This is a genomic window from Rhizobium sp. ZK1 (assembly GCF_047782645.1).
Lineage (GTDB): Bacteria > Pseudomonadota > Alphaproteobacteria > Rhizobiales > Rhizobiaceae > Rhizobium.
Window position 1 is genome coordinate 1,427,008 of record NZ_CP180587.1, and the last position, 25,868, is coordinate 1,452,875.

Below are 25,868 nucleotides of genomic sequence, written 5' to 3' on the forward strand. Positions count from 1 at the left end.
GATCATGAGGGAGGAAGACATGACAATCCGTAAGATGCTTCTGGCGTCGGCCGCTATTGCTTGCGGCGCGATGCCCGTTTCCGCTTTTGCCGATACTTCGGCCAAGAAAATCGCCCTTTCCAACAACTATGCCGGCAATTCGTGGCGCCAGGCCATGCTGACGAGCTGGGGCAAGGTGACGGGCGAAGCCGTGAAATCAGGCGTCGTCGCGGCAGCCGACCCGTTCACGACCGCTGAGAACCAGGCGACAGAACAGGCCGCACAGATCCAGAACATGATCCTGCAGGGCTATGACGCGATCGTGCTGAATGCCGCTTCGCCGACAGCATTGAACGGCGCGGTCAAGGAAGCCTGCGACGCAGGTATCACCGTCGTCTCCTTCGACGGCATCGTGACCGAACCCTGCGCCTGGCGCATCGCGGTCAACTTCAAGGAAATGGGCCGCAGCGAGGTGGAGTACCTCTCCAAAAAGCTCCCCCAGGGCGGCAACCTGCTCGAGATCCGGGGTCTTGCCGGCGTCTTCGTCGATGATGAGATCTCGGCCGGCATCCACGAGGGCGTCAAGCAGTTCCCGCAGTTCAAGATTGTCGGCTCCGTTCACGGCGACTGGGCGCAGGACGTGGCGCAGAAGGCTGTTGCCGGCATTCTTCCGAGCTTGCCCGACATTGTCGGGGTCGTGACCCAGGGCGGCGACGGTTACGGCGCCGCGCAGGCGATTGCCGCGACCAATCGGAAGATGCCGGTCATCATTATGGGCAACCGCGAAGACGAACTGAAATGGTGGAAGGAGCAGAAGGACGCGAAGGGCTATGAGACCATGTCCGTGTCCATTGCGCCCGGTGTCTCTACGCTCGCCTTCTGGGTCGCCCAGCAGATCCTCGACGGCAAACAAGTCAAGAAGGACCTCGTCGTGCCCTTCCTGCGCATCGACCAGGACAATCTCGAAACAAACCTCGCCAACACCCAGGCCGGCGGCGTCGCCAACGTGGAATACACGCAGGCCGACGCTATCAAGGTCATCGAGTCGGCAAAGTAAATTTCCCGGTGACTGGCGCGCGGCCGCAAATGGCTGCGCGCCATCCTTTGCAAAGCAGATGTGGCAGGCAGCATGAATGAGGTTTTGCAGGCGGTGATCGCCGTCGATGGCGCGAAGGTGAGCTTCGGTGCGGTCAGGGCGCTCGACGGCGTGACGCTTCGCGTCATGCCGGGCGAATGCGTCGGGCTTGTCGGCCATAATGGCGCCGGCAAATCCACGATCGTCAGCGTTATCAACGGCGGTCTCACGCCCCACGAGGGAAGCATTGCGAGCGACGGCGAGCGGCTGGAACGTTACGGCATCAACGCGGCGCGCGCTCGCGGCGTGCGCTGCGTCTTCCAGGAACTTTCGCTCTGCCCCAACCTCTCCATCATCGAGAATACGCGCATCATGCACCGCGATCTCGGCGGCTTCGGCTGGCGCAAGCGTGCCGCGAAAATTATCGAGAAGAGCCTCGACATGGTCTTTCCCGGCCACGGTATCGCCAGCGGCCGGGTCGTCGGAGATCTTTCGATCGCCGAACGGCAGATGGTGGAGATCGCCATGGCGTTTTCCGACGCCGGCATTGCGCCGCGGCTGGTGATCCTCGACGAACCGACCTCGTCGCTCGATGCAAGCCTTGCACGCCAGATGCTCGGTCATGTCCGCCGCTTCGTCGCTGGCGGCGGCTCTGTCATCTTCATCTCGCACATTCTGCACGAGATCCTCGAAACCTCCGACCGCATCGTTGTCATGAAGGACGGCCGCGTCGTCACCGAACGTCCGGCGAACGGGTTCGATCACCACGGCCTGGTGGAAGCCATGGGCACCGTTGCGAAGGAGGAGGCCGGCCAGCGCTCGGCGCGCGAACAATCCACTGCACCGGTCATTCTGTCCCATCAGGCGGCGGGCCTTGCCTTTGCGGCGCGTCAGGGCGAGATCATCGGACTGGCGGGACTGGCTGGCCACGGGCAGACCGAGCTGTTGCTCGCTCTCCATGCCGCCCGATCCGGCCAATGGCTTCCCGAGCGCGATCCGCTCGTCACCTTCGTCGCCGGCGACCGCCGCCTCAACGGCGTTTTCGAACTGTGGAGCATCCTGCGCAATTTTTCCATCGCCTCGCTCGGTGACCTGTCGCGGCGCGGCCTCATCCTCGCAGCTGAAGAGGAGAGGAAAGGCGCCGACTGGAAGCGGCGGATCGAGATCCGCACGCCTGATATGGCAAACCGCATATTGTCGCTTTCCGGCGGCAACCAGCAGAAGGTGCTCTTTGCACGCGCACTCGCGACACGCGCGCCCGTTGTCCTGATGGACGATCCGATGCGCGGCGTCGACGTCGGGACGAAGCAGGAAGTCTACGCCATCATCCGTGAGGAAGCCGCGCGCGGCCGCACCTTCATCTGGTATTCGACCGAAATGGACGAGATCCGCCTCTGCGACCGCGTTTATGTCTTCCGCGAAGGCCGCATCAAGGCCGAACTCGCCGGCGATACCGTCAACGAGACGAATATCATCGCGGCCTCCTTCGAAGGGGTCGCCGCATGACGTCCCGGCTCTCGTCCGACGCCATGCGTCTTGCCATTCCCGCCTTGTCGCTGACGCTGCTGCTCGCCGCCGTTTTCTGGATGCAGCCGCGCGCCGTGAGCTATGTCGGGCTCAACCTGCTGTTCAACCTGGCCGTACCCATCGCGCTCGCCACGATCGCCCAGATGCTTGTCATGGCGGTGAACGATCTCGATCTCTCCATGGGCGCCTTCGTCAGCTTCGTCGCCTGCGTAACGGCAACCTTTCTGCGCGATGCCCCGGTGATCGGCGTCCTGATCCTTGCCGGCGCAATCGCAACCTATGCCGCGCTCGGCGTCGTTATCCATTTGCGCAACCTGCCGTCCATCGTCGTGACACTCGGCATGAGTTTCGTCTGGGGCGGCCTCGCCGTGCTGCTGCTGCCGGCACCTGGCGGGCAGGCGCCGGACTGGGTGCGCTGGCTGATGACCGTCAGGCCGCCTCTGGCGCCGATGGCGATCGTCGCGAGCATCGCCATCGCCGCCGTCGCCCATCTTCTCGTCATTCGCTCCTCGCTCGGCGTCCTGATCCGCGGCATCGGCGGCAATCAGCGATCGGTCGAGCGCGCCGGCTGGTCGATCGTGGCGGCGCGCGCTGGCGCCTATGGTCTTGCCGGACTCTTTGCTGTGCTCGCCGGCATCGCCCTCGTCGGCCTGACCACTTCGGCCGATGCCAATATCGCGCTGCGTTATACGCTTTTGTCGATTGCCGGCGTGATCCTTGGCGGCGGCGAGTTCATCGGTGGCCGCGTCTCGCCGATCGGCGCCGTCATCGGCGCGCTGACGCTGACACTTGCCGGCTCGTTCCTGTCCTTCCTACGCATTTCGCCCGACTGGCAGATCGGGGCTCAGGGCGCGATCCTGATTATCGTGCTGGCGCTCCGCCTGATGCTGAACCGCCTGGAGAAGCAGGAGAAGCGCCGATGACCCCGCTGCTCCGCCTGTTCGCCAAGCCCTGGATCTGGTCGTGGCTTGCCGCTTTCATCGTCTGGTTCCTGACGATCATGGTGACGCTCGGCGCCAGCACACTTGGTCTGTCGCAGGCAGCACTCACCTTCGCCGCCTTCTCCGTCATCGTCGGCATCGGACAGATGTTCGTCATCACGCTCGGCCCCGGCAATATCGACCTCTCGGTTCCGGCTACAATGACGCTTGCCGGCACCGTGGCGCTGAAGCTGATGAATGTTGAAAACGGCATGATCCTGCCCGGGCTTCTCGTCGCCGTCGTCGTCGGCCTCGTCGTCGGCCTCTGCAACTATGCGCTCATCAAGGCGCTGCGCATTCCGCCAATCATCGCGACACTTTCGACGAGCTTCATCGTGCAGTCCGCCGCGATCTGGACGAACCGGGGCTTGCGCATCAAGCCTCCGAGCGTGCTGGCGGAATTCACCACGTCGAACACGCTCGGCGTACCCAACGTCGCGATCGTTGCTCTCCTGGTCTCGCTCTTTGCCTGGTTCCTGCTCGAGAAGACGATTTATGGACGCTGGATTTCAGCGATCGGCCAGAGCATGCCGGCCGCGCGCATGGCCGGGATACCGGTCGATGGGACGCGCTTCGTCACCTATCTCTTCTGCGCCGTGCTCGCATCGGTCGCGGGCTATCTGCTCGCGTGCTTCTCCGGCGGCGCGGCGCTCAACATGGGCTCGGAATATCTCTTGATGTCGATCGCCGTCGTCGTGATCGGCGGCACGGCGGTCGCCGGCGGCGATTCCAACGTGCCGGGCATCTGGGGCGCATCGCTCTTCATGTTCCTTGTTGTTTCCATGCTTAACACCTACGGGGTCGGTGCGGGGGTCCGCCTCATCATGACCGGTCTCATCATCATCAGCGTCATCATGCTCGCCGGCGGCCGTCGGGCCGGCATGCGATAAAGGGAAGACCGCAATGGCCGAGGCCAGCATCTACGAAATCCATGATCCGCGCTTCCGGCAGTTGATCGTGACGAGCGCCGGCCTTGACGAACTCTATTCCGGCTGCCGCTGGGCGGAGGGTCCCGTCTGGTTCAACGACGCCAACCAGCTACTCTGGAGCGACATTCCAAACCAGCGGGTGCTGCGATGGACGCCCGAAGGCGGCGTCTCCGTCTATCGGCAACCCTCCAACTTCGCAAACGGCCACACGCGCGACCGGCAGGGCCGGCTCATCTCCTGCGAGCATGGCGGACGCCGCGTCACGCGCACCGAGATCGATGGATCGATCACCGTGCTCGCCGACCGTTTTGAGGGTGCGCCGCTCAATTCGCCGAACGACGTGGTGGTGAAATCGGACGGCACCATCTGGTTCACCGATCCCACCTACGGCATCATGTCGGATTACGAAGGCTATCAGGCCGAGCCGGAGCAGGCGAGCCGCAACGTCTACCGGCTCGATCCCACGACCGGGGAACTTGCGGCTGTCGCCACGGATTTCATCCAGCCGAACGGCCTTGCCTTCTCGCCAGACGAAACGATCCTCTACGTTGCGGATTCGGCAGCAAGCCATGACGAAAGCCTGCCACGCCACATCCGGGCGTTTTACGTGGAGGACGGCAGACGGCTCGCAAACGGCCGCGTCTTCTGTCTCGTCGACACAGGCATTCCCGACGGCATCCGTACAGACGCGAACGGTAACCTCTGGTCGAGCGCCGGCGATGGCGTGCATTGCTTCGACCCGACGGGCAGACTGATCGGCAAGATCCGTGTACCGCAAACCGTTGCGAACCTCACCTTCGGCGGACCCAAACGCAATCGGCTGTTCATCGCGGCAACGCGCTCGCTCTATTCGCTCTACGTCGCCGTGTCCGGCTCTCAGCTGCCGTAAGGTCAGATGTTCGCTCTTGAGAGGCCTCGAACCAGCGATCTGAAGAAGCGAGTCGCTGCTTCCGCGAAATCTACGAGTTGAGGCGACATCGGCGCCGTCAGCAACACCATCGAGGTGCCCTGGAGCAACGGGCAGGCCGAAGGCCAGATCAACCGCCTCAAGACCCTCAAGCGCGCAATGTACGGTCGGGCAGGTCCCGAACTGCTGAGGGCACGAATGCTGCCACCGCTCCACACAAAGTGAGGAAGAACCCGGTAACCGCCAAACGACATGAGCCCCATTCTGCGAACGAGCATGAAGTGGCGCGAACGTTTCAGTGTGCGACGCCTGGTTCCTCGTGTGCCCTCACGATGGCGTCCGCTTCCTTGCCGTATAGCTCCTCGAAGTGATCGAAGGTCTTGGAAAAGTAACCGATGCCCTGCGTCGCCGAGCGCAGCGCGCGCGCCAGATCGTCAAGTGCGCCGCCCGGAATAAGTGCCCGGAAGATGTCCCATCCCTTGGCGGTTTCATCCCGGTCGAAGCCGAGAACCTGACCCTTGAGAGTGGAAACGATCTGGACAAGGCTGCCGGAATAGGTCGACGGAATGCGAATTTCAATGCGAAACACTGGTTGCATCAAAACGGCCGACGCTTCCGCAAGCGCCTGTCGCACTCCCATTTTCGATGCAGTCCTGAAGGCGTGTTCCGAACTGTCGACGGCATGGTGCTGACCATCGAACAGCGTTACGCCGACGTCGATGACCTGGAAGCCGAGCGGCCCTTTCTCCATCGCTTCGCGCGCGCCTGCTTCGACGGCAGGGATGTAGTTGCGCGGAACGACGCCACCCTTGACGGTTTCGCTGAAGGTGAAGCCCCGGCCGCGCTCGTTGGGGCGAATGCTCAGCTTCACATCCGCGAATTGCCCGGCACCGCCGGTCTGTTTGCGATGCCGGTAGTGAACCTCGGACGGCTTTGCGATCGTCTCGCGGTAGATCGGGCTGGGCGTTCGATCGGTTACGTCGATGTGGAAGACGTCCGACAGGGTTCGGCAGAGATCGCGCAGATGGACCGGGCCCTGGGCGCGGACGAGCTGGGCGCCAGTGCCTTCCTCCTGCAAAACGACAAGACCGCGATCCGTCTCGGAGAGTTTTGCCAGCGTTTCGGAGAGCTTGTTTTCATCGCGTTCGCTGCCCGGGACCAGGATCCGTTCAAGCATCGGCGTAGGTGGCTCGGTCCATTCGGGTGGGGCGACCGTCGCGTCTGATGTCAACAGCGACGGGACGGGCAAGTGGTCGGACTTGACCGTTGCGAAGACATCCCCCGATGCAGGCACGATCGCCGAGTTCGACCGTCCGTTTGCGGGATCCTGCACGGCGCCGAGGCTGGAGCCACCTAGTAATGCGCCTTGCCGCAGTCCCTCACCAAACGCACGCACCAGCACCGTCTTGCCGATATTCTGGCGATGATAAGCATGGAAGCTCACGGCGGTCAGCTTGTTTTCATCGACATTGCCCGCACGGGCCAGGCGCTGTCGAAGAACTCCTACCGGCGGCGCCTCGTGGCGCAGCGCCTTCATCAGCCTCATCATGCCGTTGCCGTGACTTGCGGCACCGATCAGGACTGGAATAATCCTGTTTTCCCTGAGAACCCGCGACGAAATGGCATAGAGCGCGTCGCTGGGCGGCTCGCGATCTTCGATCAGTTCCTCGAGAAGCCAGTCATCGAATTCGGACAGGTGTTCCAGGAGTTCGCTGCGCGCTTCGTGCTCGCGGTCGGCGGCGCTTTCGGGGATTGCGATCAGCGCCGAAGTCTGCCCTTCCCGGTAGCGCCACGCCCGTTCCGAAATCAGATCGCAACTGCCTACGATCCTGTCCCCCTCGCGGATCGGGATCTGGCGAAGCAGAAGCGTGTGGTTGGCGTAGTCTTGAAGCGCGGCGATCACGTCCCTCAGCCGCCCTCTCGGTTCGTCCATTCGGTTGACGAAGAGGATGCACGGCGTCCCCGAGGCTTCGACTATCCGCAGATAGGGCGCGGCGAGCACAGCCTCCTCGGCGGCCGACGAAACGCACAGGATGCAGGCATCGCTGGCAAGAAGCGCGTGCTGTGCATGAGCCAGCGCTTCGTTCGGTCCTGGCGCATCCAGCGCACACCACGCCTCGTTTCCAAAGGTGAATTCTGTGAGGTTCAATCCATAAGGGGACCTGGATTTTCTCGGCGCCCCCTCCAGGGAGCCGAGCTTTTCCACGACTGTTGATTTTCCGGTCTGCGAGGGTCCAAGCACGGTAAAGCAGCGCATCGGCATTCCTCCAACTGCCATAAACACAATTCTCAGCCCTCATAGGATGCCCTGAACCGCTGCAAGGCGCCAGAGGTGTTCAGTTTCACAACGCGTTGACCTGAAGACGTCAGCGCAATCTTAACGTCACGAACGCGCTGTCTACTCCGCATCATGGGACCGCGGCGCCGTTGCGCGATCTGAATGCACGCTAATGCGCGGCCTTGCTCGGTGGGCGTTTTCACCCACTGGATTGTGATCCTTCTTCGCTGTACAGCGAGGAAGGTATTTTGGTTGTCGAGCCCATTCCGTTTAGGTGCAGTTTATGACAAGAAAAGTTTATCTGGCCGGTCCCGAGGTCTTCCTTCCCAACGCCCGTGAAATGCTCGACCGGAAAGCAGCACTTGCCCGTGAGGCGGGACTTCTCCCGCTTTCCCCAGGTGATCTGGAAATCCCCCACACGAACTCGAAGCGCGAGCGGGCCGCGGCGATAAACGCGGTGGACGAGAAGATGATGATCGAGGCTGACGCGATCATCGCCAATCTGACGCCTTTTCGTGGCATCGCCGCCGATACGGGGACGGCCTTCGAACTCGGCTTTATGTGCGCAAGCGGCAAGCCTGTATTCGCCTACACGAATGTGGCCCGCGATCACGGCGGACGAGTGAGCGATCTCTACGGCGGGGCCGTCGCGTATGATGCTGAAGGTCGACTGCGAGACCCGAACGGGATTGCGGTCGAGGATTTTGGCCTGGCCGACAATCTCATGCTGCATGCCGGGATTGAGCGGCGCGGTGGCGTCCTCATCATCGGAGACGCGGCGCCGGATGCGCTCTATACGGACCTTGCCGCGTTCAAGACGTGTCTCGCCGTCGCCGTTGAGAAGCTACGCTAGGCAGAAATTGAAATCGGCTCCGTCGCGATAGGACGCGTGCGGTTGACATAATCAGCGCCACGATGACGGTGTGACCGGTGACTGCCGAGGTCCGCGCAAGGAACTCATCTGGTCGTGGCCTGTGCCTGCAATTGCCAATGCGGACGAAGCATGGGCGAACATTCTCATTCCAGATAACGTCGGCCCTGCGTCAATGCCATTTCGCATGACCGAAAGACCGTTCAAAAACGGTGTATCCGCAGGCCGAACAGTTTTTCGGAGACCACGACCACGACAACCGTCATCACTATGGACAAGGTCGATACTGCCGCTGCCTCAGGGGTGAAGTTCGTTCTGAGATAATCGTAGATCTGGATCGGAAGCGTGGCCGTTCCGACATTCTTCAACATGAACGATATAGTGAAGAGGTCGAACGAGATGATGAACGCGAACAGGCAGCCGCCGATGACGCCGGGCTTGATCAACGGCAGCATGATGCGTCTGAAGCGTGTGAACGGTCCGGCACCAAGACTGCGGGCGGCAAGGCTCCACGACGGTTCATAGGCTTCCATGGCCGCAGACACGTTGATGAAGACGAAGGGCAGCGTCATGAGCACATGCCCGATCAGCATGCCAGCCATCGTCGTCGTGCCGATGCCGATCGCATAGACAAAGAACAGAAGCGAGATCGCTGTCAGAACTTCCGGCAAGAGCAGCGGCAAAAGCATCGCAAGCCGGACACTCTCCTTCCATCGCCCCGCATGCTGCACGTAGAACATTGCAGCCATCGTACCGATGATACCGGAAATCAGGGTCGAGACGGCCGCGACCCAAAGCGAGGTTCGGATGGCACGCCAGAAGACATCGTTATGGAAGAAGACGACATACCACCGAAATGAGAGGCCCTGCGGCGGAAAGGTCAAAAATGCCCCCGCGTTGAAGGAGGCACCGACGACCACGAGAATGGGGAGCAGCAGAAAGCCATAGATGATGAGGCAATAGCCATTCAACATATGCTTGGACATCAGCTCATCTTCCATTTCATCCGGGTAAGCCGCGCGAAGATCACGACGACCACCGCTCCGGTGAGGGAAAGCATCAGTGCCATGGCGGAGCCGAACGGCCACTGGAATGTGTCGATCAGCGCGTCAACGACGCTGACTGCCATCGTCTTCACCCTCAGGCCACCGATCAGGGCGGGGGTCACGTAGGCGCTTAATGAAAGCACGAACACCAAAATGCAGCCTGCCTGGATACCCGGCATGGCCAGCGGCAGGATTACGCGCCTGAAGACCGTCAGCTTTCCCGCACCAAGCGAGCGTGCGGCCGACTTCAACGACGGATCGATCCCCTGCAGCGCGCTCATCAACGGCAGGATCATGAAGGGCAGGAAGACGTGGACGAGCGCAATGACGATACCGAGGGCGTTGTACATCAGCCCGATCGGACGATCGATCAAACCCAAATTCATCAGCGTCTTGTTGATGATGCCGTTATTCCCAAGAAGAATCGTCCACCCATAACTGCGGATGACAATGCCGACGAGAAGCGGCGACAGCACCAGCCCATAGGCAAGGCCGCGAAACCGCATCTTCTCGCGCGACAGCTGCCAGGCAACCGGAAAACCGAGAATGAGGCAAACAAGAGTCGTGACCAGACCGATCAAGAGCGTGTTTGCCACCTGCTGCATGTAGAACGTATCGGTCGCCAGCCTCAGGTAATTGCCGATCGTAAATCCGGGCGCATAGGGCGAGCCGTTGGCCGGGTTGCGCAGGCTCATCACCACAATATTGAGATAGGGCAGAACAAGAAACAGCCCGAGGAGCAATGCCGAGGGCGCGATGAGGAGAAGCGGATAGGTGGATCTGGCGCGGCCTGTCATGCGATCGTTCCCGCCACCCAGAAACGCTCGCTGTCGACCTTCACCCTCACGCGATCACCCGGCTGGAAGCGGCTTCGCGGAAAGGTCTGGACGTTCAGCGTTTCGCCGCTTTCGAGCACCAGCCGATAGTCGATCAGACTGCCGGAATAATAGCTCTGCAAAACAGTTGCGATAATACCCGCGCCCTCATCCCCCGCGGCCGCAAGTTCGATGGCCTCCGGCCGCAGCAAGACGGGGATGGAGCCGTCGCTTGACGGCAGGGTACCTTTGACCTTCGCCGTTCCAAGCACGGTTTCCACGACCGACGTTCCGTCATCGTTCCGGCCCTTCAGGCGACCGGGCAACGTATTCACCTGCCCGACGAACTGCGCGACTTCCAGGCTTGCCGGGCGATCATAAACATCAGACGGGGCGCCATACTGCGCAATCTGCCCGCCGAACATCACGACGATCCTGTCCGACATCGTCATTGCTTCGGCCTGATCGTGGGTCACATAGACCGTGGTAATGCCCACGCGCTTCTGCAGGTCGCGTATGAAGACACGCATTTCGTCACGAAGCTTGGCATCGAGATTGGCAAGCGGCTCATCAAGCAACAGGATACGCGGTTCGATGACCAGCGCGCGAGCAAGCGCCACGCGCTGCTGCTGCCCGCCGGACAATTGGCGCGGATAGCGGTCGGCATATCCGGATAGCTGCACCATATCCAGAACCCTGGCGGTGCGGATCGTGATTTCTGGCCGCGAAATCCTGCGCATTTCCAGCCCGAAGGCGAGGTTCTGCGCCACGGTCATATGCGGGAAGAGCGCATAGTTCTGGAACACCATGCCGATATCGCGCTTTTCCGCCGGCACATGCGAGACATCCTGCCCGTCGAAGCGAATGGCGCCGAATGTGACGTCCTCGAAACCGGCAATCATCTTCAGCGTTGTCGTCTTGCCGCATCCCGATGGCCCGAGCAGCGAGATGAACTCGCCCTGCTCTATCTTGACGGAAATGCCGTTGACGGCGCGCGAGGCGCCATAATGCTTGGTCAGCCCTTCGATGCTCACCTCGGTCATGATCGATCTTCCAGATTGTCTGTGCGGCGTATCCGCAAATCTCACTGCGTCAGGGGAGAATGCCGGACCGCCCCAGCAAGGCGATCCGGTTGTTGCTACCTCATAGAGAAGGCAGAGATCATTTCATGATCTTGGCCCAGGTCTCGGCAAAGCCTGCCTGCTTCTCGTTCATGAAGTCCCAGTCCCAGGTGAGGATCTTCTCCATCACTTCGCCGGAAATCGGCACGTCCTTCTTCAGATCGTCAGGGACGACAACCTTGGCATTGGTTGGCGAGACGAAGAACTGCTTCATCAGCGGCACCTGGCCTTCAGGGGACAGAAGGAAGTTGGCATATTGGTAGGCCAGATCCTTCTCGGGGCCGTTTGCAAGAATGTTGAGGGTCTGATCGAACATCAAAAGCCCCTCTTCCGGGACGATGACGTCAATCGGAAGGCCCTGGCTGCGCAGACGCGCCACCTCGCCGAAATCGAAGGGAGCGACGACGAATTCGCCGGATGCGATGCCGGTGGAAAGGTTGAAATCGGCCTGGATGACTGGGCCAAGCTTTTCCAGCGCCTTGAAGCCGGCATCGATATCGTATTGATCCTTGCCGAAGATCTTGGATGCCAGCATCAGTTCCATCTTGCCGGCCGTATTGGCAAAATTGTAGAGGCCAATGCGCCCCTTGAACTCCGGGTTGTCCCAGAGGTCCTTCCAGCCTTTCGGCGGCGTCTGGACCATGTCCGTGCGATAGGCGAGGCCGATCGGCGACACCATGGCCACGGCACCCCAGCCGTCGGTCTTCTTGGCAAGCGGATAGAGGTCGGCATAGTTTGGCAATTTCGCCAGATCGAGCTTTTCGAAGAAGCCTTCCTTGCGCAGGCTCGATGCGAACGCCTCATTGGTCATCAGGATCGAATATGGCGGCTTCTGCGGCCCTGCCGCCCGCAGGTTGGCGCTCCAGACACGCCCGTTGCCCGCATCCAGCGTCACCTGCGCGCCGCTTTTTTCAGTGAAGGCCGGTGCCAGCGTCTGGCGCCAGAACTGTTCCCATGCGCCGCCGAGCGTCGGCACGACAAGTGTCTTGGATTGCGCCCATGCCGGCAGGCCAACCATGGCCGCCGCTGTTACTCCACCCATTCCGGCAAGAACCTGCCGCCTGTTCATCTTCATCATTGACGTTCCCTCAAACTGGTTCTGACTTGATCATGCATTGCGGGCAGGCGGTATTCCGCTTCTTGCCGTCAGGTTTTGCCGAAGGCCTGGCTGGTCTTCAGTAAAATGTAGTCTCCGTAGGTGATCGGCTCGTATTTGGCGGCGCCCTTTGCTGCAAAAGGCGCGAGGCATTCAATCACGGTGTCCCTGGACGGGTTGAGGAAGAACGGGATGGACTGGCGACGCGTCGTCCCCTTGAAAGCACCAGGCGGATTGGCGACCCTGTGCGGCGTGGACAGCCATTCATCGTTGGACCAGCGCATGAAGGCATCGCCGATATTGATGACGTAGGCGCCCTCGACATTCGGCGCATCCAGCCAGTCACCGGCCCGGTTTTTCACCTGCAGTCCGCCCGGAGAAGCTTCCGAACGCAGGATAGTCATGAAGCCGTAATCGGTGTGAACGCCGGCGCGGAGTTGCCCGGGAAGCGGGCTCTCCTTCTGCTCCGGATAATTGATCACCCGTAGCGCCGAGAGGTGGTTTTCAAACGCCGGCTCGAAATAGTCCGGGGCGAGGCCCATCGCTTCGCAGAATGCCCGGCGTAAATGGCCTGCAAGCTTTTCCATCTCTGTGAAATAGTCGGCAAAGGCCTGTTCCAGCCCTTCCGGCCTGGTTGGCCATAGATCGCCGGGCAGGCGCGGGCCAAAGTTCAGGCTTTCCTTGTAATCGCCCGGGGTCTTGATGCCGAGCGTCGCTGCAAGCGCCTCGTCGGCGAGCGGCGAGAAGGCAACACCACCCTCTATCGAGGTCCCCCTTCCCTGCCCGATCTTCCACTCCTGCGGCTCATCGAAGAAATCGCGAGCGAGGTTATAGAGACGGGTTGTCACTTCAGGGCTGACGCCGTGCCCCGTAACGAGGAAGAAGCCGGTTCGGCGACAGGCATCCTCGATGGCAGTGACGACCTTCCCGCCCGCTTCCGCGCCTGCGACGAATGGTGCGATATCGATGACCGGTATGCTGTCCTGCACCTCATCCGGCGCTGTGGTCGTCTGCATCCTGGAGCCTCCTTCCTTGATCGGCAGTGGCGGTAGTACTGAATGAGTGCCGCCGGGCCGATATCGTAAAACGGGGTCAGTCTAGCCCCTTGAACGGGGCATCGCGGAACTCGAGATATTCCTTCAGCGACATCTTCTGCAGATTGCGCATCCACGCCTGCCCGTCGCGACTGACATGCAGGGCGGCGATGGCGTGGACGTTGAATTCGAAGGATGTCATCAGGCCAGCGGCCATCTGCTGGTTGTTGATGGAGGACTTGGCGAACTTGATTGCCGGCACGGGCATGCGGGCCAGCTTGCGTGCCAGGTTCTCAGTCTTTTCCCTCAGTTGATCCGCGGGCACGATCTTGTTGATGAGGTGCATGCGCAAGGCTTCCTCGGCATCGACCACATCACCTGTATACATCAGCCAGCGCACGTCACGGGTGGCCAAGAGCCAGGGCATGAACAGTGCCGGCGGGCCGGAATTGTGCCGCACCTCCGGCTCACCAAACTTCGCATTGTCGCCGGCAATGGCCAGATCGCAGGCCATCATCAGCTCAAGCGCACCCGCAAGCGCATAACCGTTCACGGAAGCGATGACCGGGATCGGTGCCTTCCAGATGTTGAGGAGCGCCTGGGCGTTCTCCGACATATCCGCATGCCAGTCCTCGATATCGACATCGTAATCGGCACCCTGAAGATCATAGCCGGACGAGAATGCGCGGCCCGCCCCCGTGATGATGAGCGCGTTGACCTCCTTGTCGGCGACAGCCATGGCGACGGCGCGGTCGATTTCGCGCACCGTCGTCTTGTTCATCGCATTGAGCTTTTCCGGACGATTGATGGTGATCGTCGCGAATTTATCCTGGCCGTCCTTCTCGTAAAGGATCGTCTCGAAGGTCTCGGAAGTGCTCATATGCTTTTCCTCTTAGCCGCGTCCTGGTCCGGCGTCGTTGTTCGTTTCTCGTCATTTGCCGGCGCTGCAAGCAAGGCAGCCATCTTCTTTTCGAAGCGCCCGATCGACGCCATCTTGACGGGGCCGAACCCCTTGATCTCTTCCGGCAGCCGGGCAAGTGCTACGGCATGGCCGTGCGTTTCGAGGGAAAGCTGTCTCGTGAGACCCTCGATCATCGCCTGATAATCAGCGATCAGACGCCGCTCCATCCGGCGCTCTTCGGTATAGCCGAAGGGATCGAGCGCCGTGCCGCGCAGGAAGCGCAGCTTTTCCAGAAGCGCGAAGGCCGGTCCGATCATTTTCTGGGGGATGGCGATCTTCGCGGGGTTTCCGGTGCGTTTGTCGATCCGCCTTGACAGGATTGGTGGCGCCAGATGATGCTTGATGCTGAAGTCGCCTTCGAACTGCGCTTCGATCGCAGCCTTGAAGCTCCGGTCGCGGTGCAGACGCGCCACCTCGTATTCGTCCTTGTAGGCCATCAGCCTGAAGGCGTTTTTGGCGACGGCCATTGCAAACTCCTCGCCGGCCATGAGCCTGTTTTCGACCTGCCGCGCAGCATCGACCAGTGCCCGGTACCGGCGCGCATAGGCGGTGCTCTGATACGCGGCGAGAAAAGCCTCACGGCTCTTAACGATCGTGTCGAGTGTCTCGACGGGCTTGACCTCGGCTAGATCAGCTCCGGCGGCGCTGGCGACGATATCGGGGGAGACCGCCGAGCGACGGCCCCAGCCGAAGGCGGCACGGTTCATCGTAACGCCGGTTCCATTGAGGGCAATCGCCTGATCGATGGAGGCAAGGCTGATCGGCACCAGGCCGCGCTGCCAAGCATGACCAAGCAGGAACATGTTGGCTGCAATCGCATCGCCCATCAGCGCCGCGCCAAGCTTGGTCGCCGAGACGAGGTGAACAGCATCCTCGCCGGCTGCGCGGCGTAGCGTTTTCAGCGTCGCTTCCTGCTGGAAATCGATCGCCGTGTTCTGGACGAAAGAAGCCGTCGGCGCGAAGTGATTGTCGAGAACGGCGCGCGTGCGGCCAACTCCAAAGGTCGATAGCGCATTGCGACCGGCCGACACCACGACGTCGAAGCCGAGCACAAGATCGCTTTCGCCAACGCCGATCCGGACCGACGACAAAGCACCAGCCATCCGCGCCACGCGAAGATGCGAAATGACAGCCCCGTTCTTCTGCGCAAGCCCCGTCTGATCCAGCGTCTGCACAAAAAGGCCATCGAGATGCGCCGCCATGGAGAGGACAGCGCTGACGGTAATCACCCCCGTCCCGCCGATACCGGCCAACAGCATGTTATACGGCTGCACTCCGATATCCGTCAGAACAGGTAGCGGCATATCATCGAATGTCGCTTGCTGAGCTTTCGCAGCCGGCTTTCTGATCTTTCCGCCCTCCACTGTCACGAAGCTCGGACAGAAGCCCTTGATGCAGGAAAGGTCGGTATTGCAACTCGACTGGTTGATCTTGCGCTTACGGCCAAACTCCGTTTCCTGCGGCTCGATCGAGATGCAGTTGGAAACGGCCGAGCAATCGCCGCATCCTTCGCAGACCAGTTCGTTGATGAAGGCTCGCTTGTCCGAGACCGCCAGCGCCCCGCGCTTGCGACGCCGGCGCTTCTCTGCCGCACAGACCTGATCGTAGACCAGCACCGTCACCCCGTTGATCTCGCGCAGTTCACGCTGCACCTGATCGAGTTCGTCGCGATGGTTGACCGTGACATTGCGTGGCAGGCGGCCCTGCCAGACCTCCGGCCGCTCGGCGACGACGGCCACTCTTGCAGCCCCTTCGGCCAGCATCTGGCCGACGATACCGGGAACAGAGACCTCACCGTCGTGCTTTTGACCACCGGTCATGGCGACCGCATCGTTATAGAGGATCTTGTATGTGGCGTTGACCTTCGCGGCGATCGCTGCACGGATCGCAAGCAGGCCCGAATGAAAATAGGTGCCGTCGCCCATATTGACGAAGATATGCTTTTCATCGGTGAACTGAGAAAGCCCGATCCATGCACCGCCCTCACCTCCCATCTGGGTAAAGGTCGAGGTGTTCCGATCCTCAAGCCCGATGACCATCATGTGGCATCCGATACCGGTCGAGGCACGGCTTCCTTCGGGCAGTCTGGTCGAGACACTGTGCGGACAGCCGGAGCAAAAATACGGATCGCGCCTGAGTGCCGGACTTTCCGTCACGCTGGCTGCAGCAATTGCCTCCATCTCCCGCGACCGGCTATCGAGATCATCGGCCTGCGGCCCGAGCACCGCAAGGATGGCCCTCCCGACGGCCACCGCATCGATCTCGCCGACGGCGGACAGAAGCGGCGTGCCCGCCGGCCCGAGTTTGCCGAACACTCTCGGCCTGTCATAGGATGGCATGTTGAAGAGCAGAGCTTTGATCTGGTCTTCCATGACCGGACGCTTTTCTTCGATGACCAGCAGCGTTTCGACGTCGGCGGCAAACCGTACGATCCCCTCCGGCTCGATTGGCCAGACAAGGCCCACCTTGTAGAGCCGGATGCCCAGCTCGCCTGCACGCCGCTCGTCTATGCCGAGGCGCGAAAGCGCGCCCATCAGATCGAGCCAGGACTTGCCGGTCGAGACGATGCCGAGACGCGCCTTGGTGCGCTGCCCCTGCCAGATGCTGCGGTCGAGCCCGTTGTGACGGGCAAATCTATGGACCGCAAAAAGCTTGTCTTCCAGCCGGCGCTCCATCGCATGCGGCCCGTCTGGCCAGCGAAGCGACAGATTGCCTTGCGCATCCGGATAGACGATCGCGGGATGAGCCGGATCGAGATCGACAGTTGCCGTGCATTCGACAATCTCTGTCTGGCACTTGAAGCCGATCCACGCACCCGAATAGCGGCTAAGCGCAAATCCCAGTAAACCGTAGTCGATATATTCGGCGATGCCGGCGGGCGACAGCAAGGGCACCATGGCCGATATCAGGTTGTGCTCGCTCTGATGCGGCAAGGTCGATGAGACGGCGCCATGATCGTCGCCGACGAGCAGCAGCACGCCACCATTCGGGTTGGTGCCGACTGCATTGGCATGCCGGATCACATCCATGGTGCGATCGACGCCCGGCCCCTTGCCGTACCACATCGAGAAGACACCGTCATAGCGGACGCCAGAGAACATCGCCGTTTGCTGCGTTCCCCATACAGCCGTCGCCGCCATGTCCTCATTGAGGCCGGGCTGAAAGCGGATATGGTTCTGGTCGAGATAGGTCTTGGCGCGCGCCATCTCGCGGTCGAAGCTTGCGAGCGGCGAACCGCGATAACCGGAGACGTAACCGGCAGTGTTGAGGCCTCTTGCCAGATCGCGCTGTCGCTGGATCATCGGAAGACGCACGAGCGCCTGTGTGCCAGACACGAGGATTTTTCCATGATCGACCGTATAGCGGTCATCAAGGCTCGGGCCTTTTTCACTGGGCAGTGCTCGGGCGGGCAGGTTCTGCATCTATGCACGCTCCGGCACGCCCGGCGCGGGCATGTCGAAGACCCGGCCGGGATTGAGAATACTGTTGGGGTCGAAGGCGGCCTTCAGGCGGCGCATGGCATTCATCTCGGCGGCACTTCGCGCCAGAGGCAACCACTTCTTCTTCTCAAGGCCAATTCCGTGCTCGGCGGAAATCGCGCCATCGGCACGGATCACGGCAGAAAGAGTTATGTCGGCGATCCGCTCATGATGATGCGTGCGGACAAGAAAATGCAAATTGCCATCGCCGAGATGGCCGAAAACATAGATCTCGGCATTCGGATCGGCGGCCGCGATCTCGTCGCTGGAAGCATCAAGGAACGCCTGTACCTTGGACAAAGGCAGGCTGACATCGAAGCCGGAGACGTGGTCCATCGAGAAGATGAAGTCGCTGGCAGCCTCGCGAAGTTTCCAGATTGCGTGATACTCGCGCAGCGATCCCGAAACAGCCACGTCCATCACGGTTCCGCTTTCGTAGCAAGCCATAAGCGCTTCGGAAAAACGCTCCTGATCGCCGGCCTCGTCCTGCCCCTGCATCTCCACAAGGGCGTACATCCCGGCACCTGCCGCAACAGGAGGCTGAGCACCGGTCAGCGACAGAACCCCCTCATAAACACTCGGAAAAATCACTTCGAAGGCCGACAGCCACGGGCCGAGCGCAGAACGTAAATGCTTCAAAAGGGCAATAGCGGCACCTAACGACGGCAATCCGCAAAAGGCATTCGCTTGCGACCGCGGCTCAGGATGCAGCCGCAAACAGGCCCGCGTGACCACGCCAAGCACACCTTCGCTTCCGACGAAGAGTTGATTGAGATCGAAGCCTGAATTGTCCTTGGGCAATCCCTTCAAGCTGGTCAGCACGGAGCCATCGGCCAGCACAACCTCAAGCCCCAGAACCTGGGACCGGTACATACCATAGCGCAGGACACGAATACCGCCCGCATTGGTGGCAACATTACCGCCAACCGTGGACGTGCCGCGCGCGCCGATATCGACGCCGAAAAACAGCCCGTAACCTGCCGCAGCCTCCTGTACCGACTGAAGCGTAACACCGGCCTCTGCGATGATGGTGGCGGCATTCTCATCCACCGGCGACAGGTTCACCATTCGCTCAAGCGAAAGCGACACTTCGCCGACATGAGGCCTCGCCCCGCCAGCAAGGCCCGTCCTGCCGCCTTGGACGACGACGGGCTGACCCAGACGATTGCATTCTGCAAGTATAGCGGACACTTCCGCCGTAGCGGCGGGCCGGAAAACAATGATCGGGCGCTCACCGCGCTCGTCGGTTGCGTCACCACGATAGCCGTCGCCGACGTCGTCGCCAGCGAGAACGGCCTTACTACCGATCCTCCCGTTCAGACGGCGCAGCAATTCTGCATGCCGGCCGACAGACGCACAGGCATCTCGGGCGATCTCCGCCCGACCAGTCGATCCGCCCAATTTCGTTCCCCTTGGTTATCTGGATCGAGGGCAGGTTATCGTCTATCCGATATTTGTCAAACCTATATTCAATTTTCAGTGGCGTTTTCGAAACGACCATGGCATCTATGAAATCGAGGCAAGGACAACAATCGATGACGTTGAAATTTGATGAGGTCGTGAGGGCTGGCATCGCCAAGCAGGTTGCGGAGAACATAAAGTCCGCGATCATGGATGGCCGCCTGAAGATCGACGAGCGGCTTCCCACGGAAGAGGATCTCGCGAGAAGCTTCGGCATATCGCGGCCGACCGTGCGCGAGGCGCTGAAACGTCTGGCAGCGCAAAACCTCATCCATTCAAGGCGCGGCCCGCTCGGCGGGAACTTCGTCAAGCGCCCGGATCCGGAAGGGCTTTCCAAGGCGATCACCGCAGCAGCAACCCTTCTTGTCGGCATCGGCGCCTTCGATATCGACGAGATCATTACGGCCCGCCTTGAGACGGAGACGATCTGCTGCAAGCTCGCCTGCGAAAATCACGGCGCTGTCGATCTGGAGCGAATGGCGGCGGAGATCGAGATCCAGCGCGACGAGACGATCAGTGACGAGGACTTCTGTGCATCCGACGTGCGCTTTCATCGCGCGCTGGTGGACTCCACCTGCAATGGCCCGCTGAAGCTGATGATGTACACGGTGATCGAGTCCTTCATCCCCATCACCAACATGATCGTGTTCCGGGTTCGCGAGCGCCGCAAGGTCGCTGGCTTTCACCGGCAGATCATGGAGGCCGTCGCCAAGCGCGACACCGAGACGGCGACAAGGGCATTGGCGGACCTGCTGGCCTACATTCGCAACAGCTACGCAACCGCGATGGACGCACGCGACAGGATGAAGGCCGCGTCGCAGACCTGACAAGGCGAACGGCCGATTTCAAGTGTAAGAAGGGGGACGCATGTCCGATACATTCCAGGCAATGGTCATCGACATGGCCGATGGCAAGCCGCAGGCCGGCTTCAGCCAGCTTTCACTGTCCGATCTGCCGGATCATGATGTTCTCGTCGAGGTTCATTATTCGACCGTCAATTACAAGGATGGTCTGGCCCTAACCGGCAAAGGACGGATAGCCCGGCGTACTCCCATGGTCGGAGGTATCGACCTTGCCGGAATCGTGGTTGAATCCCGATCGGACAAATGGGCGCCCGGCGACAAGGTCATTGTCAACGGCTGGGGTCTGTCTGAAACGGAATGGGGAGGATATTCGCGATTTCAGCGCCTGAAAGCGGAATGGTTGATCGCGTTGCCCGAAACCTTCAGCCTTTCGCAGGCAATGGCAATTGGAACTGCCGGCTACACGGCGGCGCTTTGTGTCAATGCACTTGAGGATTGGGGCACGATCGCCGAGGATGATCGCGAAATTCTCGTGACCGGCGCGGCGGGCGGTGTCGGCTCGGTCGCGATCAGCCTGCTTGCGGACAAGGGTTACAAAGTAACCGCATCGACCGGCCGCCCGGAAACGCGGGACTATCTCGGATCGCTCGGCGCGAGCGCTTTCGTTGACCGGGCATCGCTTTCAGAAAAGGGCGGCCCTCTACAAAAGGAGCGCTGGGCCGGCGTGGTTGATTCCGTTGGCTCGACGACGCTCGCAAACGCACTTTCACAGACCGTCTACGGCGGGGCGGTTGCTGCCTGCGGCCTTGCGGCAGGCGCAGACCTGCCGGCAACGGTTCTCCCGCATATCCTGCGCGGCGTGGCACTGCTTGGCATTGATTCCGTTATGGCACCGATGCCCAAACGGATCCGTGCATGGCAGACCCTGGCCCAACACCTGAAAACAGAAAGGATCGGGACATTGGCGAGGATCGAGCCCTTCTCCGAGCTTACGAGCCTCGCTCAGGATATCGTGGAGGGCAAAATCAGGGGGCGTGTCGTAGTCAAAATCGCACCGTAAGGCTGCTCCAGCGCGCAATCTGCCCTACCCCAAGTCGCCATTCCCAGATGTCGTGCCGACAATGAGCAGCCGTTGCGACCTGCTCTCATCCTCGGAGCGTTCGCCGCATGTCCACCGGATATGCACGGGTCGACTTAAGCATGCGCTCGCGACAGCCACGGTTGACCTTCTATCCGAGAAGGCAAAGGCCCTCCTGCGTCCGTTCGGAGTTCCCGATGAGATGTGGTTTCAATGCAGATAGGTATCTGCCGACGTCTTCGCGGCCCATCGGCTTGCTGAACAAATAACCTTGAAGGGTGGTACAGCCCATTTCCAGCAAGCATATTGCCTGCCGGTGGGTCTCCACACCTTCCGCGGTGACCTTCATTTTAAGCTTCTGGGCCAGATTGAGCACCAGTTCAACGATTGCGAGGCTCGATTCATCGTCAAGCATGGTGTCGATAAAGCTTTTGTCGATCTTGATGATATCGACGGGCAGGCTTCGCAAATGCGTCAATGACGCATAGCCCGTCCCAAAGTCATCGAGCGCTACAGCCAGACCTTTTTTCCGCAAACGCTGCAGCGTTGTTGCAACGGTGTCTTCCAAGCCCTGCAGGAACACAGTTTCGGTCACTTCAAGTACCAGTTTGTCCAGCGGGATGCCTCGCGACGCAAACGCGGCAACAATCCTCATTTCCAGATCGCCCCTCATGAAGTCCGAGGCGCTGACATTCAGCCCGACCCGCCCGAAATCCAGCCCGCGGTCCATCCAGTTACGGATATCGGTCGCAACATGCTCCAGCATTTGCGTCGTGATGTGATGAGACACGCTCGAGTCCGTGAATGCCTCATGAAATTGCGCCGCCGACACGACTGAGCCGTCCGGGCGCTGCATTCTCACAAGCGCTTCAAACGCCCATACCTGACCGTCAGCACAAGCAACGAGCGGTTGATAGTGCGGCACCATCCGATGTTCCGTGAGTGCCTGTTCCACCTCCCGGACGATCTGAATGCGGTGGGCGATCGTCGAACGCAGGCTGGGGTGATAGTGGACGTAGCTGCCGCGCCGTGTTTCCTTGGCGTGGTAGAGCGCAAAGTCCGCGTTTTGCGACAGTGTCGCCGCATCCATTTCATCTTCTGAAATCGCACCGCCCAAGGTTATCACCGGATTTATCGTCGACCCACCGACCTCCAGCGGGCGGCCTATATATTCGATCAGATGTCGCGCCAGTGAACGCATGCCCCGCGCGTTTGCGGGTGCTTCCAGGATAACGCAGAATTCATCACCGCCGAGGCGAAATACCTTTCCACGCTCCCCGAGGCGCTCGTCCAGACGTGACGCCACGCCTTTCAACAGCAGGTCACCGGTTGCATGACCGAGGGTGTCGTTGATTTGCTTCAAACGATCGACGTCGATCAACAACAAACCGATCGAAGAAGCGTCCGCCGCTGCGAGTCTCTGCATATGCGCATTGTAGGCCGCCCGGTTTGCAAGGCCGGTAAGGGGATCGGCGTTTGCCGCCCGGAGCAGACGTTGCTCATAGCGCACTTTTTCGGAAACATCCTGAACGATGCCGAACAGACGTCTTGGCTCACCATGCAGGTGTTCGATATCGCTCACGACGCGAATCCATCGTTCCTCGCCTTCTGGCGTGACAATGCGATATTCTCTGTCAATACCGGCGCCTGTCCCATTCAGAACGTCGCGGATCCTGCGCCTGACGCTGTCACGTTCTTCGGGAGCATAGCAGCCGATCACCTCCTCCGAAGTCATGCGTTTGCCGATCGGCAATCCCACGGTGCGGTATATCTGATCAGACCAGACGATCGCACCGGTGCCAAGGTCCATCTCGAAACCACCGACCTTGGCAGAGCGCTCGGTTTGTTCAAACCGCGCCTGCTTCAACTCCAGTTCACGTTGCTGCTCCTTCAGCAGGCTTTGCTGGCGATGCTCCCGGACAAGGCCCATGACGACGCTCGCCAAACTATGGAGTTGTTCGAGATCCCGATCGCTGAAGCGGCGGATCTTGGTGTCGAGGACACAAAAGCCGCCGTAACACGTCTCCCCTTCCGAAAGCGGAACCCCCGCATAGAACTGGACGGAATAGTCTCTGACGAAAGTGTTTCCGCAAAAACGGGAGTCTCTGCTGGCATCTTCAACGACGAGCGAAGAACCTGTTTCCACGACGTAGCCGCAAAAGGAATGCTCGCGCGGCGCCTCTTTCAAAGGAAAGCCCTGCCGGGCCTTGAACCATTGCCGGTGCTCATCGACAAACGAAACCAACGCCATCGGCATATCGAACATGCTGCAGGCAAGACGTACGATAGCGTCGAATTCAGTCGTCGGCGGCGTATCGAGAATGCTTGCTTCGTAAAGAAGGTTCAGCCTCTCGTCTTCTGCAAGTGACATGTGACCTTACTCCTCGCAGTGCCGAGTGAGTGGGACCCTTCATGGATCGTAGAAGCGGACGAACTTGCCGCTGACGGGGTGTAAAATTGCATTATCTCATGGCCGAATACCGCACCGGGACGTTCGTAGGCGTCTTGCCAGGAGCTTTCATACCGATCCAATTTCCTGCGATGATCAGAATTCTTCCCAATCAGATGTCAGCGCGACGGCTGCCGAGCCGTGTTTGGTGGATGTGGGGGACGAGCGACGAACGACTTTCAAAGCCGTCGGTGGAACAGGGTGGCGATCGCCCTGCGTGGACGAAGGCCTCGATCTCGGGGTACCGTCAAAACGGAACTGTCCAAGAAGCTCGAAGAGGGCTGCAGCCTCTCGTGCGAGGCCATGGCTGGCCGCGGTCTGCTCCTCGACCATCGCGGCATTCTGCTGCGTTCCCTGATCGACGGTGTTGATGGCCTGGTTGATCTCGCTAAGCGCAGTCGATTGTTCGCGCGCCGCCTCCACGATCGCAGCCACGTTGGTGTTGATTTCGTGAACCTGACTGGCGATTTCCTGAAGCGCGGATCCGGCATTCGTGACAAGGCCGACGCCGTTTGCGACCTGGGAACCGGAGGCCGTAATCAAGCTCTTGATCTCTTTGGCAGCTTTCGCGGACCGCTGAGCCAGTTCCCGAACCTCTTGGGCAACAACGGCAAAACCCTTGCCGGCCTCCCCTGCCCGTGCCGCCTCTACGCCGGCATTGAGTGCCAAAAGGTTTGTCTGGAAGGCAATTTCATCGATGACACCGATGATATTGGAAATTTCGCGCGACGAGGTTTCGATCTGGTCCATGGCTCCAATCGCGTCACGCACGACCTGGCCGGAATGCTCAGCGTGGTCTCTGGCGCGCGCCACCAGCCGCCCGGCCTCCTCGGCACGCCGGCTCGAATCTTTGACCGTCGTTGTGATCTCCTCGAGGGCCGCCGCCGTCTCTTCGACGGATGCAGCTTGCTGCTCGGTGCGCTTTGCCAGATCGTCGGCTGCGGTGCGAATTTCCTTGGAGCCGGCTGAAATCGCCTTGGCGTTTTCAGCCACCGCCGCCATTGCGCCCTTCAGCTTCTCCGAGGCGCTGTTGAAGTCGGTCCGCAGCCGTTCCAGCGAAGGAATGAAGGGCTTTTCGATCGTCTGCGACAGGTCCCCGTCGGCAAAATTGGTCAGGCAACGGGCAAGTTGTTCGACATTCTCGACGCGCCCCGTGACATCGGTCGCAAACTTCACGACCTTGAACACCCTGCCGTTCAGGTCGAAGATCGGGTTGTAGGAAGCCTGGATGAAAACCTTCCGGCCACCCTTGCCGACACGCATGAATTCGTCGGCGACGAACTGGCCACTTGAAAGCTTGCGCCAGAATTCCTTGTAAGCGTCCGACCTTGTGTAGTCTTTCTCACAGAACATCGAATGATGCTTGCCCTGGATCTCGGCAAGCGAATACCCAAGGGCGCCGAGGAAATTGTCGTTCGCGGTCAGCACTTCGCCCGCGGGCGTGAATTCGATGATCGCCTGTGCGCGCGACAACGCGTCGATCTTGCCCGCATCCTCGGCAGACTTCAGCTTCTGCGTCGTGATGTCTGTTGCAATCTTGATGACTTTGACTGGCTTTCCACGTCGGAACACGGGATTGTAGGAGGCCTCGATCCAGACCTCGCGCCCGCCTTTTCCAATCCGCTTGTATTGCTGTTGATCGAATTTCCCGGCCGACAGCTTTGCCCAGAAAGCCTTGTATTCTGCCGAGGATGCATAGGCTGGCTCGACAAACATGCTGTGATGTTTTCCGACGATCTCCCTCAACTCGTAGCCAAGCGCCCTGCAAAAGTTTTCGTTGGCCGTCAGGATCTTGCCCGACAAGTCAAACTCGATCATGGCTTGAGAATTCGACAGAGCGGCAAGCACCGCGACAGCATTTCCACCACGATCAAGAATACTCACCCGCAATCCTCCACAGGTTTCACTGCTGCCGTTCCACTCACGCTATCAATATTCACACATGATCATTAACGCATATTTAATTATAAGATTGGCGC

At 60.4% G+C, this 25,868-nt stretch carries 19 protein-coding genes and 1 pseudogene; 9 read left to right on the plus strand and 11 right to left on the minus strand.

The features are described 5' to 3' along the window. The first annotated feature begins 19 nt into the window (after positions 1-19). The 6 genes and pseudogenes from ACK9YZ_RS29155 to ACK9YZ_RS29180 all read left to right on the plus strand — a co-directional run. A complete protein-coding gene (locus tag ACK9YZ_RS29155; protein WP_216760213.1) occupies positions 20-1,036 on the plus strand; it encodes an ABC transporter substrate-binding protein in 1,017 nt (338 codons plus the stop codon). 72 nt (positions 1,037-1,108) lie between these two features. Then, positions 1,109-2,560 carry a sugar ABC transporter ATP-binding protein gene (locus ACK9YZ_RS29160; protein WP_416067054.1) on the plus strand — a complete coding sequence of 484 codons (1,452 nt, stop codon included), beginning with the start codon at positions 1,109-1,111 and terminating at the stop codon, positions 2,558-2,560. Then, positions 2,557-3,504 (plus strand): ABC transporter permease, encoded by a 948-nt coding sequence (locus ACK9YZ_RS29165; protein WP_416067055.1) that lies wholly within the window; start codon positions 2,557-2,559, stop codon positions 3,502-3,504. The genes ACK9YZ_RS29160 and ACK9YZ_RS29165 overlap by 4 nt, the downstream gene beginning before the upstream one ends. Beyond that, a complete protein-coding gene (locus ACK9YZ_RS29170; protein ID WP_216760210.1) occupies positions 3,501-4,451 on the plus strand; it encodes an ABC transporter permease in 951 nt (316 codons plus the stop codon). Before ACK9YZ_RS29165 ends, ACK9YZ_RS29170 begins: the two co-directional genes overlap by 4 nt. Positions 4,452-4,464: 13 nt before the next feature. Continuing rightward, on the plus strand, positions 4,465-5,379 hold the full coding sequence (locus tag ACK9YZ_RS29175) for an SMP-30/gluconolactonase/LRE family protein (protein ID WP_416067056.1): 915 nt from the start codon (positions 4,465-4,467) through the stop codon (positions 5,377-5,379). An 84-nt stretch (positions 5,380-5,463) separates the two neighbouring features. Beyond that, positions 5,464-5,622 (plus strand): annotated as a pseudogene (locus ACK9YZ_RS29180) (ISL3 family transposase); the annotation flags it as partial. A 70-nt stretch (positions 5,623-5,692) separates the two neighbouring features. On the opposite strand, the gene ACK9YZ_RS29185 reads toward ACK9YZ_RS29180, so the two are convergent. After that, complete coding sequence (locus ACK9YZ_RS29185) at positions 5,693-7,654, minus strand: elongation factor G (RefSeq protein ID WP_416067057.1); 1,962 nt, start codon at positions 7,652-7,654, stop codon at positions 5,693-5,695. Positions 7,655-7,958: 304 nt separating this feature from the next. Here ACK9YZ_RS29185 and ACK9YZ_RS29190 point away from each other — a divergent pair, with 304 nt between their 5' ends. After that, positions 7,959-8,528, plus strand: a complete 570-nt coding sequence (locus ACK9YZ_RS29190) for a nucleoside 2-deoxyribosyltransferase (protein ID WP_416067058.1) — start codon at positions 7,959-7,961, stop codon at positions 8,526-8,528. Between the two features lie 221 nt (positions 8,529-8,749). Here the strand turns inward: ACK9YZ_RS29190 and ACK9YZ_RS29195 are convergent, their stop codons facing one another. The 8 genes from ACK9YZ_RS29195 to ACK9YZ_RS29230 form a co-directional block, all read right to left on the minus strand. Next, complete coding sequence (locus ACK9YZ_RS29195) at positions 8,750-9,532, minus strand: ABC transporter permease (protein WP_416067059.1); 783 nt, start codon at positions 9,530-9,532, stop codon at positions 8,750-8,752. Beyond that, complete coding sequence (locus ACK9YZ_RS29200; protein ID WP_416067060.1) at positions 9,532-10,389, minus strand: ABC transporter permease; 858 nt, start codon at positions 10,387-10,389, stop codon at positions 9,532-9,534. Before ACK9YZ_RS29200 ends, ACK9YZ_RS29195 begins: the two co-directional genes overlap by 1 nt. After that, on the minus strand, positions 10,386-11,450 hold the full coding sequence (locus tag ACK9YZ_RS29205) for an ABC transporter ATP-binding protein (protein ID WP_416067061.1): 1,065 nt from the start codon (positions 11,448-11,450) through the stop codon (positions 10,386-10,388). The genes ACK9YZ_RS29200 and ACK9YZ_RS29205 overlap by 4 nt, the downstream gene beginning before the upstream one ends. Positions 11,451-11,568: 118 nt before the next feature. After that, on the minus strand, positions 11,569-12,606 hold the full coding sequence (locus ACK9YZ_RS29210) for an ABC transporter substrate-binding protein (protein WP_416067062.1): 1,038 nt from the start codon (positions 12,604-12,606) through the stop codon (positions 11,569-11,571). Positions 12,607-12,674: 68 nt separating this feature from the next. Then, on the minus strand, positions 12,675-13,640 hold the full coding sequence (locus ACK9YZ_RS29215) for an isopenicillin N synthase family dioxygenase (protein WP_416067063.1): 966 nt from the start codon (positions 13,638-13,640) through the stop codon (positions 12,675-12,677). Positions 13,641-13,716: 76 nt separating this feature from the next. Next, positions 13,717-14,538: an enoyl-CoA hydratase/isomerase family protein gene (locus ACK9YZ_RS29220; protein WP_416067064.1), complete on the minus strand. Its 822-nt coding sequence runs from the start codon at positions 14,536-14,538 to the stop codon at positions 13,717-13,719. Further along, positions 14,535-18,041, minus strand: a complete 3,507-nt coding sequence (locus ACK9YZ_RS29225) for an indolepyruvate ferredoxin oxidoreductase family protein (protein ID WP_416067065.1) — start codon at positions 18,039-18,041, stop codon at positions 14,535-14,537. Before ACK9YZ_RS29225 ends, ACK9YZ_RS29220 begins: the two co-directional genes overlap by 4 nt. Further along, entirely contained in the window at positions 18,042-19,499 is a 1,458-nt protein-coding gene (locus ACK9YZ_RS29230) for an FAD-binding oxidoreductase (RefSeq protein ID WP_416067066.1), read from the minus strand. A gap of 134 nt (positions 19,500-19,633) precedes the next feature. Here ACK9YZ_RS29230 and ACK9YZ_RS29235 point away from each other — a divergent pair, with 134 nt between their 5' ends. Together ACK9YZ_RS29235 and ACK9YZ_RS29240 are read left to right on the plus strand one after the other, a co-directional pair. Then, entirely contained in the window at positions 19,634-20,386 is a 753-nt protein-coding gene (locus tag ACK9YZ_RS29235) for a FadR/GntR family transcriptional regulator (RefSeq protein ID WP_216760199.1), read from the plus strand. Between the two features lie 40 nt (positions 20,387-20,426). Then, positions 20,427-21,422 carry an MDR family oxidoreductase gene (locus ACK9YZ_RS29240; RefSeq protein ID WP_416067067.1) on the plus strand — a complete coding sequence of 332 codons (996 nt, stop codon included), beginning with the start codon at positions 20,427-20,429 and terminating at the stop codon, positions 21,420-21,422. A gap of 169 nt (positions 21,423-21,591) precedes the next feature. Here ACK9YZ_RS29240 and ACK9YZ_RS29245 read toward each other — a convergent pair whose 3' ends face one another. Further along, positions 21,592-23,811, minus strand: coding sequence for an EAL domain-containing protein (locus ACK9YZ_RS29245; RefSeq protein ID WP_416067068.1), 2,220 nt, complete (start codon positions 23,809-23,811; stop codon positions 21,592-21,594). A 174-nt stretch (positions 23,812-23,985) separates the two neighbouring features. Further along, complete coding sequence (locus ACK9YZ_RS29250; protein WP_416067069.1) at positions 23,986-25,773, minus strand: methyl-accepting chemotaxis protein; 1,788 nt, start codon at positions 25,771-25,773, stop codon at positions 23,986-23,988. Between the last annotated feature and the right edge of the window lie 95 nt (positions 25,774-25,868).